The following is a 13,938-nucleotide window of genomic DNA, read 5'->3' as shown; positions in this document are numbered from 1 at the left end:
GATATGCTTTTGCTTACTATAAATTATCATTTCTATAACTTTATTTAAAACTACTTTTATATTTTCTATTACCTGTGAACACATAACCTCATACTCCAGATGTGTTCTACCTGAGACTTCAGGAATATTTTTATTGAAGAAGAACAAATTAGAAGTTAGGAGGAGCCAGTGCATTGCCAAGAGAAGGTTTAGCCGCGTCTATGGTGGAAGCTGACCTTCACAGTTTTCTCTGGCTCCTTGTTATAAGTAGGTTGTTACCCTGGATACAAGCGGAATACACAAACTTTTAGGATCATCCTATTTAGAGTTACAAAACTTCTTTAATCAGATGGCCATCTTCCATGTGAATTATGCGATCGGCAATATCTAAAATTCGATTGTCGTGAGTAACCATTAAAATGGCGCAATTCTGTTCTTTAGCTAATTGCTGCATTAAGTTAACAACATCTCGACCTGACTTGCTATCTAAAGCAGCAGTAGGTTCATCAGCTAATACTAATTTAGGATGACTGACTAAAGCGCGAGCGATAGCTACTCGTTGCTTTTGTCCTCCTGAGAGATCATGTGGGTAATAATTAATTCGATTCCCTAAATCAACGGCATTAAGCATCGCTTCAGACTTACTACAAGCTTCTAATTCGGGAATAGATTTGTGTAATTCAAGAGACATTTGAACATTCTGTCGGGCTGTTAAGAAATCTAGCAAGTTATGAGCTTGGAAAATATAGCCGATATGGCGACGTACTTTTACTAATTGCTCATCACTGGCTCCATAAAGCTCCTGACCTAGAAATTCAAGACTTCCCTCTTGGACAGAACGTAGCCCACCAATTAAAGTTAGTAAGGTTGTTTTTCCTGAGCCTGATGGCCCAGTCATAATTACAATTTCTCCATATTTGATCCTAAAATTAATATCAAATAGGATTTGACTTCGTAATGTTTTTTTGCCAAAATATTGATTCAGATTTTTGATGTCAACAATAAACTTTGGTTTCATTATTTTATCAAGATAAACATCAAGCTAAAAAATATCTGCTGGGTCTACATTTCGTAGTTTTTTTGTAGACAAAAATCCAGAAGTTAAGCACATTATGATTGCAGAAATCAATACTATAGCTGCTTTATCTGAACTCATAATAACTGGTAATTTAGTAGCATTTTTTGCCACATCATACAGAGCTATGGATATAGCAAAACCTGGAATATAACCCAGAGATGCTAAGATTAAAGCTTGTTGAAAAACTACATTCAGCAGATATTTATTTTTAAAGCCCATTGCTTTTAAGGTTGCATATTCAGCTAAATGAGTGGAAATATTGCTATAAAGAATTTGATAGACGACTATTACACCAACAACAAACCCCATTATTACCATCAGATTAAATACAAATCCAATAGGTGTTCTGAGAGTCCAATAGTTTTTTTCAAATGTAATAAAATCGTTGCGGGTAACAACCATAACATCTTTGGGTAAGCTAGCTGATAAAGTTGCTAAAACTTTTTTGGGGTCGGCATCGGGTTTGAGTGTAATTAATCCTATATCTATATTTTGTACTGAACGATCTTGAAAGATTCTGAGAAAAGTTGAGGAACTAACAATTAAGTTGCCATCAACTCCAAAGGAAGGCCCTAGGGTAAATAAGCCTCCAATTTTAACTTTATAGCCAACTAATGCAGTGTAGCTGAATATTTCAACATTCACATTTTTGCCCTGCTCAAAATCTTGAGCGATCGCTCCAAACTCTGGTCTAGCAGCACGGTCGAATAAAACTATTCTAGGGTTTTGTAATAACTTATAACTCTGTTGAACATCTGGAGATTTAAAAACTGATCTAACTGGATCAAATCCAATCACATATAGCGGAAACTTTAGACCATTAATTGGATTTTTTAGCTTAGCAAATTGCATGTATAAAGGGCTAACTGATTCTACCCCATCAACGCCTAATGCTTGATACAAACGCCAACGAGGAAAGCTTTGATTAGATGTCAAAGATTTATATTGGGCACTGATGATAAATAAATCTCCTTGAAGATTTCTATGCAGCTTTGTAGCACTAGCATAAAGGGCATCTTGGAAACCAATTTGCATAAACATCAAAACTGCGACAAAGGCGATACCAGCTAAAGCTACAAGAAAGCGAGCCTTTTGCCGTGACAGTTGCAGCCAAGCTAGAGGTATATTGAGAATCATCTTGTAAACCTCAAATGATGCAGATTAGAATGTTGGTCAAAATACTTGAATTGTTATGTTGAGTACAGTGCAATGTCATTACCCACATTTTGGTTAATGGGGAAAAGAAAAAGGAAAAGGCTAAAATTTATCCCTTACCTTTTACCCTTTAAGTTTTTCCCACACTATCAAGTTATTTCAGGAGTTTAGATATCAATGAGTACCTGCACTTGTAATTCAGTAAGAGCAGCAACTTGTTGATTCTCTGCTAAGTTATTGATGCGAATTTTTACATCAACAACTTTATTATCTGTGTCTGACTGTAAATTGTTACTAAAAATATTTTGTTTACCAACTTGCAAACCGATATCTGTGACTGTTCCTCGTAGTTTTCCTGAGAAGGCATCGCTAGTAATAGTAGCAGACTGACCTAGACGCACTTTTTTGATATCAGTTTCATAGACTTCTGCTACTACATACATCTGCTGTGTGCGACCTAAGTCAGCTATTCCCGCACTGCCAATAATTTCTCCGGGCCAAGTATTAATTTTTAGGATTTGTCCTGCTAGAGGCGATCGCACAATACTTAAATCCCAGTCTGCCTGAGCTTGTTTCACTGAGGCGATCGCACTGTTAACATCAGCTTGTGCTGCTTGTATATCGGTGGGACGGATTTCAGCAATACTCTTGAGCTTGGCTTTGGCTTCGCTTAACTGCTTTTGAATAGTTTCAATAGTGCGATTCAGGGAAGCTTTGGCTTCGTTGAGTTGCTGTTGAACAGTCTCGACTCGCAAACGCCTAGCGTCTGAGTCGGAAGATGAAATTGCACCTTCTTTATATAACTGCTGATATCGCTGATTTTCGCTTTCAGCATTACGCAATTCTGCTGCTATACGAGCGATGGTTGCTTGTTGTGCAGAAGTTTCACCATTTAACTCAGCTTCCAAACGAGCAATTGTTGCTTGTTGTGCAGAGATATCTCCAGCTTTCGCTCCCGCTTTTACTTGGTTGAGACTAGCTTGGGCGACTAAGACTTGTTTTCGGGCTTTTTCTAAGGCTGCAAGCCGAGTATCGTAACTATCAAGAATTGCAACTATTTGCCCTCGACGCACTTTGTCTCCTTTGTTTACCAGGAGTTTTGCAACTCGAACACCCGCTTGGGAATCGGGGGCTGAAAGACGAATAACTTCCCCTTGCGGTTCTAAACGTCCTAAAGCAGCAACAGCAGCCATAGTAGGAAGGCTAGTTGGGGTAGGTGCTGGAGGGTTTAATATAGAGTTTTGAAATCGTGAAAAGCTATAGATAGAGACTGCACCAGTTGCTACAGCCAGCGCAGCTGCCAAAATTATCGACGGCCAACCTGCTGGTTTTATGAATGATTGCTTTTGTTTGTGTACCATAATCATGCCTTCCAAGTTAGCGATGTCTAACAACAAGCTACTTTTGAAGTTCTAATCACTAATTCCCAGCGATTAGACTTCTTTTTGGGCGTTGCTGAGTAGAAATATGAATTTGTATCACGCAGCGGAAAGTCTGTAGCTTGCTTCCCGCAGGGTGCGCCGGCTTCCGGCGAACAGAACTTTCCAAGACAGAGCCACAGAGAGTAAGAGTTGAGAAGAGTTGATTTTTAAACTTCATATTCAAATTCAGCAATGCCGATTTTTGTATTTTGAAGTGAGAGTTTTGAATTACTGACTGCGTTGTTTGAATATTTAGAGCAACTTGAACGACACAAATAACGGGGAATCTCTCACTCTATAGCGGTTTAAAATTCTGTGCAATACAACTGTATGGATTTTGGGGAAAGGAGAAGGGATAAATGCTTTTCCCTTAGACCTCTTGGTGAAATTTCTGTATCTAACCCAAGTGAGAATTGCTATATGCAAGAGATGCCCATAAACTACCTTGACAACGCAGGATGAAAGTAGATTTTCAAGCAAGACAGAAGATAAAGTACACTTTATAGCATTGCCTGTTAGGCTTATCCCACCCCTAAAAGGTGATGGGATAACACGAAAGACTGTTAACTGTTAACCGTCAACCGTCAACGGCATTGGAGCATCTTTCATCACCTACCGAGAAGAAATGGGTTTTCCCGACGCCTTTTTATAACATCCGGTCTAAATTGTTGGCAAAGAAAAAGCTCGGAAGATGGAACTATCGAAAAAGTATCCATCAATCCGTTAGCAAAATCGACTTTTAGTAGAGCTATTTGGTACTTTATGCGTCTAACCAGATGTATCTTTACTTGTTTAATACTACTTCTTTGCTCTTTTTCATGATCGCTAAGTATTCGTTGCGAGTCCCATCTATGCGATAGTGATCGCAAATTTGGCAGAGTTTCAAGATATCCAATCTGCTGAATACTTTTTGATGCTCAATTCCATTGTCATTTCTCCACCGCCAGAAAGTTGTCCGGTCAATGCGACGATTGCTCTCAGGCCATCTTCGTCGGGATAAAAAGTCTACCAGTTCTTCTTCATAAAACGAGTAGCCTTTTGGCAACTTAAGGAGTTCATTTCTTAACTCAGTTAGCGGTATGAGTGGATCTAGCTCAGATAGTCTCATGCCAGCAAGCCCTTATATCGTGTAAGACAAATCACGCAGAACGCTTGATACAAGACGGTTTATCGCATTAGCTCGTATTACAATACTGTGCGGTTAAAAATGTAAAAAGTGATGAATTAATCAGGTGAATTTAATATTTTTATTCTCCTAATCTTTCCATCTATTCATTGTGTTAATCGAACAGTATGGAATTCCTTGATTTAATCACATACGATAAACTGATTGATACTCAATTGCAACCCATATGCAACAGATTAGATACTAAATAACTAACATTATGTCCGATAAAATTAGCTAAATAGTGGTGATAGCTTGTCACTTTATACTGTTGTAATTAACCGTATTTTGTCCGCGCTTTTAAATGATATCTCAAAAGAATTGGTGTAGCTTACAAGGGATATGGTATATAGTTTATTGCTCATATTAGTTGTCATTCTTTAGATATAGTTACTAGTGGCTAACTTTACATTGCTGCAAAATATTGTCCTCTATAAATAAAAATTTTACCAAAAAAAAGAAATAATTGATTGCTATGTATGTCAATTTAAAATAAATCAACTTTCGGATAGATGTAAACATAAGACATTTTATTGCTTAATACTTTCTTATACACAGTTCATTATCAGATAAAACTTGTCTAATATGTTACTAAAGCTGCTCTTAAGAGCATATTGTCGTTTCTTATACTTTGTACTTTTAATAGTCAAGAAATTCAAGTTTAGATAGAGGTTGGCTGGGAAATGTTTGAAAATGCTAATTTCAACAAAGTTAAGCTGATGAACCTCGTAAATTAATTTATAGATTAGGAAAATTTTTTGTTAATAAATTTTACTCTTGTGTAACCAATACATATAACTTATGTAACTTCCCAATAATTGACTGAAATTATGTGCAGCATCAGCTTACTTTGATCTAAATTATTTTCTTAGTAGTCTCAATAGTTGATAATCAGGATATAAATTAAGATAGATGCAATTTGTATGCAACTTTTGTAATTAATTACTACTGTATGACATACTAATAAATAAGAGTTTTATAGCTATGTGAGTAACAGCGATCGCCCCAAAGACCTCAGACAAAATGAAACTACAGCGATTCATGCTCTCATTGCCAAGCTTTGATAACCAGCGGCTGATTTTTCATGCAGCCCGCCAGACTCTTCGCAAAGCTGAGATGGCCCGCCTTGTGGTGCATGAATGGCTCAATTATCATGATTTTGAGCTAGAAGAATGGAAAACTAAAACTGCTTCTGAGCTTGGAATTAGTATTAGTGAATTTGAGCGAAAGCTATTAGCTGCTGTTCAGCGCCAGGCGATAATAGGGAAAAGAGATGAAAAACCCAATTTTGAAAGCAATTCTATAGAAGTTTGTAATACAGATGATGATCCAGATACCCAATCATCATCGGTAGATGAGCAAACCCAAACTTAGCACTGTTAATTTGAAATCACCGACAAAATTATGAACAAACATTTTATTTAGAAGGACAGATTCAGTTGCATGTAAGTTGCATATCAATTGCGATGTATAACTAACCAATCTAGTATAAGCGCAAGTGACAATTTAATAGGATGACACTAAGTAGGATAAGTCTTCTGCATGAAACTATCCAAGCTCAAGCTGCTCAATAATTGATGTTATAGCCTTGAAACCATCCACAACTTATTTGTCAACAGAAGTATTTCCCCTAAATCTAATTTCAATTTACCTCATTGATTGAGGAAGTGATCTCAAAATATCTACAATTTCACAAGCACGATAGTGAAGATGAAGTCATGGCTGCTTCTAGAGTTGAAGCTGTTTTAGCACAGTTGCAAGATGAAGTGAGCAACTGTGAGAAGTCCCTGCTCAAGCTCATACAGGTGAAAAAAATTATGGTTGAAAATGCACCCCTCAGCACCAAAGTCACTACACAACAGCAACAAAGCCATATTGCGATTATCGGCATGGCTTCGATATTCCCGCAATCCAAAAATTTACAAGAATATTGGGAAAAGATTGTTCAAAAAGTTGATTGTATTACTGATGTGCCCCCTTCGCGTTGGAGCATAGAAGATTATTACGATCCCAACCCCAGAACACCTGATAAAACCTACTGCAAACGAGGTGGATTTATCCCCGAAATTGACTTTAATCCGCTGGAATTTGGGCTTCCGCCCAATATCTTGGAAGTCACGGATATTTCGCAGTTGTTAGGTTTAGTTGTTGCTAAAGCAGCAATTGAAGATGCAGGTTATGGCGAATCCCGACAGTTTAATCGCCAACGCACTGGGGTGATTTTGGGTGCAGCAACAGGAAGGCAGTTGGCGGTTCCATTGGGTGCAAGATTGCAATATCCGGTTTGGGAAAAAGTTCTCAAAAGCAGCGGCTTATCCGATGAAGATACGCAAAAAATTGTCGAGAAAATCAAAAGTGCATATGTGCAATGGGAAGAAAACGCCTTCCCCGGAATGCTAGCCAACGTAGTTGCTGGACGAATTGCCAATCGTTTGGATTTAGGGGGAACTAACTGTGTAGTAGATGCCGCCTGTGCTAGTTCATTAAGTGCTCTCAAAATGGCTGTGAGTGAGCTAACCGAGCATCGAGCCGATATGATGCTGACTGGCGGTGTTGACACCGACAACTCGATTTTTGCCTATATGTGTTTTAGTAAAACTCCTGCTGTTTCCCCAGGCGAGAATGTTAAACCTTTCGATGCCGAATCCGATGGGATGATGATGGGTGAAGGTGTCGGGATGTTGGTGCTGAAGCGCCTTGAGGATGCCGAGCGAGACAATGACCGAATTTATGCAGTCATCAAAGGTATTGGTACTTCCAGCGACGGTCGTTATAAAAGCATCTATGCGCCGAGTTCAGAAGGTCAAGTCAAAGCCTTGCATCGTGCTTATGAAGATGCAGGATTTTCGCCTGCGAGTGTCAGTTTAGTTGAAGCACATGGCACAGGCACGATGGTGGGAGATCCAACTGAATTCTTATCTATAAAAGAGGTTTTTGGCGAAAACAATCCCCGAAAACAATATATTGCTTTAGGAACTGTTAAATCACAGATTGGACATACAAAAGCGGCTGCGGGTGCAGCAAGTTTGATCAAAACGGCTTTGGCTTTACACCACAAAGTATTGCCACCGACAATTAACATCACCAAACCGCACCCGAAACTGAAAATTGATAGCTCTCCATTTTATTTAAATACAGAAACGAGGCCTTGGATTCACACCGATGACCAACCAAGACGTGCAGGGGTAAGTTCTTTTGGTTTTGGTGGCACAAATTATCATGTTGTTCTAGAAGAATACAAAAGCTCCCGCCCAGTGTCTCCCAAAGAAAAAGGGTCACTTTCCAAAACGGCGGTAGCGAGTTCCTATCGTTTACACAACAGTTCCCAGCAGGTGCTTTTATTTGCACCAACACCTGAGCAGTTATTATCGCGCGCTCAAGAAGTCCAACTTCAATTGCAATCTGATACAGGAAAACGCAATTATGCAGAACTGGTTTCGGCGTGTAAATCTTTAGAAATTCCTGTCGCCAATGCCAGAGTTGGGTTTGTTGCTAATTCTCTTGCACAGGCTTGTGACTTATTGCAAACAAGTATTGACTGGCTGACAAACAAACTGCAAGCAGAATCCTGGGAGCATCCTCAAGGAATTTACTACCGCAAAACTGGGATGACGACAAAAGGTAAGGTAGTAGCGCTGTTTTCTGGACAAGGTTCGCAATATTTGGAGATGGGTCGGGAAATCTTGATAAACTTTCCTGACTTGCAGCAGATTTATGCTGAAATGGACAGTCTGTTGCGCCAAGATGGTTTGCATCCTCTTTCAGAGGTCGTTTTCCCTGCTCCTGTCTTCGATTCAAATCAAAAGGCTGCCCAGTTAGAAAGATTACAACTGACAGAATATGCACAGCCTGCGATCGCCGCTTTCAGCGTTGGTCTGTACAAGCTATTGCAACAAGCTGGATTTGCACCAGATTTTGTCGCCGGACATAGCTTTGGAGAACTGACGGCTTTGTGGGCTGCGGGCGTTTTGAGTGAAGAAGATTACTTCTTCCTAGTCAAAGCTAGGGGTCAAGCTATGGCTGCACCCAATCCCCAATTTGATGCGGGAGCTATGCTGGCGGTGAAAGGGGATGTTAGTCAGGTTACAGAACTAATCAAGAATTTCCCTCAAGTTACCATTGCTAACTTAAATTCCCACCATCAACTAGTTTTAGCAGGAACAAAAGCTGAAATTGCCAAAGTGCAAGAAGTTCTGAAAACTCAAGGGTTCTCTACCGTTTTACTAGGAGTTTCAGCGGCTTTTCATACACCACTCGTGGCTCATGCACAGAAACCTTTTGCCAAAGCAATTGAGAAAGTTGTTTTCAAACAGCCACAAATTCCGGTTTATACCAATGTTACAGGAAAGCCTTATCCAAGCGACCCGCAAGTTATTCAAAAAGTCCTCAAAGAACATCTGCGGAATCAGGTGTTGTTTAAACAGGAGATTGAAAATATTTATGCTGAAGGCGGTTCTTGCTTTATTGAATTTGGGCCGCGAAGTATTCTCACAAGTTTGGTAAAAGATATCCTGAGCGATCGCCCTCACATCGCTGTGGCTTTAAATGCTAATTCTTCCAAAGATAGCGATCGCACTCTCCGAGAAGCTGTTGTGCAATTGCGCGTCGCTGGTTTACCTTTACTCAACTTTGACCCCTATCAACTGGAGAGCCAAATCTCAGAAGTTTCCCCAAATCAACTATTAAATGTCCGCTTAGACAGCACTAACTATGTGTCTGAAAAAACGAAGCAGTCCTTTGAAAAAGCGCTGCAAAATGGGCATCAAGTGAAATTACCCGTCAGCAACGGCAAGAAACCAACAATATTGATCGAAGACATAGCAACAGACTTCTTGACTACGCCAAATCCTACGATGGAAATACTAAGTCAGTCGCCTAGGTTGCTGGCTGACAACGGTTCTGGTTCCTCAACGCGCTGGCTAACTAATCAGTTGGAACCAATAAAGAGCAAAGCAGTTAACGGTGGAGCGAAATCTGTGAACAACGAGCAATCAGAGGAACTGGATATCAATCCTCCGCAACCAAGTTCAGAAAATTCCCAAAGAGCTATAGACAGCTTAGAGTACACCCTGATCGAGTTCAATCGTCATCAACGTAGCGTCTTGCAGGTTCACGAGCAATCTTTGAAGCATCAGACAGAATATACCAAAACCTTTTTCCAACTCATGCAACAACAGCAATCTTTGTGGGGAAATGGTAAGTTCACTGAGCAACAAGCGCAAACACAGCAACTTGCACTTTCCAGTTCAGAGCGCAATATCATGCGATTTCACGATCATCAAGCTGAAACTCTTCGTGTTCATGAAGAATATCTGAACTATCAGCAGGAATATACTAAAAACTTCTTCCAATTGCTCCAAAAACAGTATGAGCAGCAGCTTCTTGGTAATGTCACTAACTACCATGCTGTCTCTGCGCCTCCACTGCTTCCAGAAGATCAATCTGTTTTGGTTGTAGAGAGCAACGACTTTAACACCAACTCAGAGCGAATTTCAACTAATGGTGATGGTGCAAAACCAGTACAGGATAACCAGACTGCGATCGCCACAGCCGCCCCTGTACCAACAACTATTAATCAAGCCACACTGAGTCAAACTCTGCTCAATGTCAGCAATTCTGAGCTTGTTTCAACTAATGATGATGGTACAAATCATCAAGCAAAACCAGTTCATAACCAGACTGCGATCGCCACATTCGCCCCTGTACCAACAACTATTGATCCAGCTACCCTGAGTCAAACTCTGCTCAATGTCATTAGTGATAAGACAGGCTACCCAATAGAAATGCTGGAAATGGACATGGACATGGAGGCAGATTTGGGGATTGATTCCATCAAACGTGTGGAAATCTTAGGGGCACTACAAGAAATGTACCCCGATTTGCCCAAGGGAAATGTAGAAGAACTAGGAGAATTACGCACAATCGCTCAAGTTGTAGAGTATCTCCAATCTCGCACTTCACCAATTGTCTCTTTGGAAGTCCAAAATTTAGCCGCCAATGAACTGGACGAAGAATCTACCAAATCCCCAGTCAACGAAATCGTAACATTCAATACAGAAACAGAAATAGCGATAACTAATGATGCAGACTTGAGTCAAGCCTTGTTAACCATCACCAGTGATAAAACAGGTTATCCAGTAGAGATGCTGGAGCTAGACATGGACATGGAAGCGGACTTGGGGATTGACTCCATCAAACGTGTGGAAATCTTGGGAGCGATGCAAGAAATGTACCCCAATTTGCCCAAGCCGAATGTCGAAGATTTGGGAGAACTACGCACCATTGGTCAAATTGTTGATTATCTCCAACAGTTAGTTGGTGGTGAAAAAAAAAAGTCTGAGCATGAGTTTGAGCAGCCACCTCAAATAATCCAGAATATTCCCCGTTGTCCAGTCAAACTCAAAACTCTACCGCCATCAGATTATTTGGATTTCAGTTTACCAGAGGGATACGTCGGCTTAATCACAGATGATGGTTCCCTCACTACTTCTAAATTGGCTCATTCTCTGATTGAACAAGGCTGGAAAGTGGTGGTTTTAAGTTTCCCCCAATCGCTTATCCCCCAGCGATCGCCTTTAACCGAGGGTGTGACTCGCGTAACCTTGGAGAACTTGAGTGAAGAACATCTTCAACAACAATTAACGGCGATCGCTACTCACTACGGTGCAATTGGGGCTTTTATCCACCTACATCCTGTATTTACAACAAATCACACTGGGACAGTTCCTTACTTAGAACCAGAAAAGGCGATCGTCAAGCATGTGTTTTTGATCGCAAAACATCTCAAACAATCGTTAAATGAAGCGGCGCGTTATGGACGCAGTTGTTTCTGCACTGTAGCTCATCTCGATGGAGCATTTGGGTTGGAATACAAGGTCAACTTTGGTGCGATCGGTGCTGGTTTATTTGGATTAACCAAAACCCTCAGATGGGAATGGCCAAAAGTATTTACGCGTGCGATCGACTTGAGTCCCAATTTAGATCCCAAGCAATCAGCACAACACATTCTTGCTGAACTTCACGACCCAAATCTTTATATTAGTGAAGTTGCTTACGGTTCACAGGGGCGAGTCACCCTCGTTGCTGATAACAATATCGTCATTAGTCATTAGTCCTTTGCAATACACATGAATAATATAGCGTTTCGTAGTCGGCTGAGGTACAAACTATCGGTATTTATCTGTGGTTAATTACTTCTTATGTGTAGCTAAATCAAGTGAGAAACGCTATAACAACCCTCACTGCAACTTTTATTTATTAGTAAACTATCTTCTCAAATATGAGTATTTATGACACAAATAGCGCAACTTAGCCCATCATCTGTATTTGTCGTAAGCGGCGGTGCAAAAGGCATTACGGCTCAATGTACTATTAAATTGGCACAGCACCAACCATGTAAATTTATTCTCCTTGGTCGTTCTGAAATTTTAGAAACTGAGCCAGATTTTGCTCAGGATTGTTTTGAAGAATCTGTGTTAAAAAAACGCATTATGGAGAATCTTCTTACCCAGGGAGAAAAGCCCATACCGATGAGTGTGCAAAAAGTCTATAACCAGATTATCTCTAGCCGCGAAATTAAAAAAACCCTTTCTTCAATTCAACAAACAGGAGCACAAGCAGAATATATTAGCGTTGATGTTACAGATATAGTGGCTTTGCAGGAGAAACTAGCTACTACTGTGAAACGCCTAGGTGCGATTACAGGAATCATTCACGGCGCAGGAAATTTAGCCGATAAGTTAATTGAAAAGAAAACAGAACAAGATTTTGAAAAAGTTTATAATGCAAAAGTTAAAGGTTTAGAAAATCTCTTGTCTTGTATCCCACCTAATCAAATTCAACATCTAGTTTTGTTCTCTTCAGTAACAGGTTTTTATGGGAATATTGGTCAGACTGATTATGCGATCGCCAACGAAATTCTTAACAAATCAGCCCATTTGATGAAGCAATCTTATCCACAATCTCATGTAGTGGCAATTAATTGGGGAGGATGGGATAGTGGTATGGTGACACCTGAACTCAAAAAAGCTTTTGCTGAACGAGGGATAGATATTATTCCTGTAGAAGTTGGCACACAAATGTTAGTTAATGAACTGCATTCTGCTCATCATGCAACTGCACAAGTTGTGATAGGTAATTCAATTGTTCCACCTCCCACACCTATAGATTCAGAACTAAAAAGCTATCAAATTCGACGACGGCTCACACTAGAAGACAATCCATTTTTACTCGATCATGTAATTGCTGGTTATCCAGTATTACCAGCTACCTGTGCAATGTCATGGATGATGAATGCCTGTGAAGAAATCTACCCAGGTTATCGAGTTTTCAGTTGTAGAGAGTTCAAAGTTTTGAAAGGGATTACTTTTAATCATACCCTTGCTAACGAACATATTTTAGAGCTGCAAGAACTTTCTAAAATAGATTCTCAAGAAATTGAATTTAAGACTACAATATTGAGTAAAACACCTGAAGGAAAAACCCATTATCACTTTAGTGCTTTTATTAAACTTTTAAGAAAAATACCTGCTTCACCAATTTATGATGCAGTGGATCTGACAGAAGATAAAATTATTATCAATACTGGTAAATCTTTTTATCAAAATGGAGAATCAAGCTTATTTCATGGCCCAGCTTTTCAGCAAATCACCAAAGTTTTAAACATTAGTTCTGAAAAGATTGCTGCGGAATGCCTTTGGACAGTAATAAAAGATTGGCAGCAAGGACAATTTCCTGTTCATTGGGTTAACCCTTATACAACTGATTTGAGTACGCAACCGTTATGGATTTGGTTGAACCACTTTCATCAGGAAGTTTGTTTACCTGGACAGTTAAATAAATATGAGCAATTTGCATCTATACCATGCAATGAATCTTTTTACGTTTCTTGTGAAATCAAAGCAAAAACAGATACGAGCTTAACTGCCGATTTAATTATCCATAATCTTCAAGGACAAATATACTCACGTATTCTAGGAGCCAAAGCTATTATTTTGCCTATGCAATCACTTAGGCGCAATCGTTCTTAAGCACTTTTAACAGTTATCAGTAAACGGTAAACAGTAAACATAACTGGGTTTAAGGAGAACCACTAAGGGGGCGACTACTTTCAACTGAAAACTAATAACTCAAAGCCGATT

The 13,938-nt window shown here is 39.7% G+C and carries 5 protein-coding genes and 1 pseudogene; 2 read left to right on the top strand and 4 right to left on the bottom strand.

Going from position 1 to position 13,938, the window contains the following annotated elements:
- Positions 1–307: 307 nt before the first annotated feature.
- From FNW02_RS19205 to FNW02_RS19190, 4 genes are all read right to left on the bottom strand, one after another.
- A complete protein-coding gene (locus tag FNW02_RS19205) occupies positions 308–997 on the bottom strand; it encodes a DevA family ABC transporter ATP-binding protein (RefSeq protein WP_191759110.1) in 690 nt (229 codons plus the stop codon).
- A 24-nt stretch (positions 998–1,021) separates the two neighbouring features.
- The gene (gene devC, locus FNW02_RS19200; RefSeq protein WP_191759109.1) at positions 1,022–2,194 is read right to left on the bottom strand and encodes an ABC transporter permease DevC; all 1,173 of its coding nucleotides are present in this window, start codon (positions 2,192–2,194) and stop codon (positions 1,022–1,024) included.
- Positions 2,195–2,379: 185 nt separating this feature from the next.
- Complete coding sequence (locus FNW02_RS19195) at positions 2,380–3,573, bottom strand: ABC exporter membrane fusion protein (RefSeq protein WP_191759108.1); 1,194 nt, start codon at positions 3,571–3,573, stop codon at positions 2,380–2,382.
- Between the two features lie 844 nt (positions 3,574–4,417).
- The gene (locus FNW02_RS19190) at positions 4,418–4,741 is read right to left on the bottom strand and encodes a hypothetical protein (protein ID WP_191759107.1); all 324 of its coding nucleotides are present in this window, start codon (positions 4,739–4,741) and stop codon (positions 4,418–4,420) included.
- Positions 4,742–5,821: 1,080 nt separating this feature from the next.
- Between FNW02_RS19190 and FNW02_RS40160 the strand changes: the two genes are divergently transcribed.
- Together FNW02_RS40160 and FNW02_RS19180 are read left to right on the top strand one after the other, a co-directional pair.
- Positions 5,822–6,172 carry a hypothetical protein gene (locus tag FNW02_RS40160; protein WP_431356817.1) on the top strand — a complete coding sequence of 117 codons (351 nt, stop codon included), beginning with the start codon at positions 5,822–5,824 and terminating at the stop codon, positions 6,170–6,172.
- Between the two features lie 344 nt (positions 6,173–6,516).
- Positions 6,517–13,827: pseudogene (locus FNW02_RS19180) on the top strand (SDR family NAD(P)-dependent oxidoreductase).
- Positions 13,828–13,938: the final 111 nt, after the last annotated feature.

Origin of the sequence: Komarekiella delphini-convector SJRDD-AB1, from assembly GCF_014831675.1 — a bacterium.
Classification (GTDB): domain Bacteria; phylum Cyanobacteriota; class Cyanobacteriia; order Cyanobacteriales; family Nostocaceae; genus Komarekiella.
Note: the sequence above shows the minus strand (reverse complement) of the source record. Positions and strands in the feature narration are given on the sequence as shown.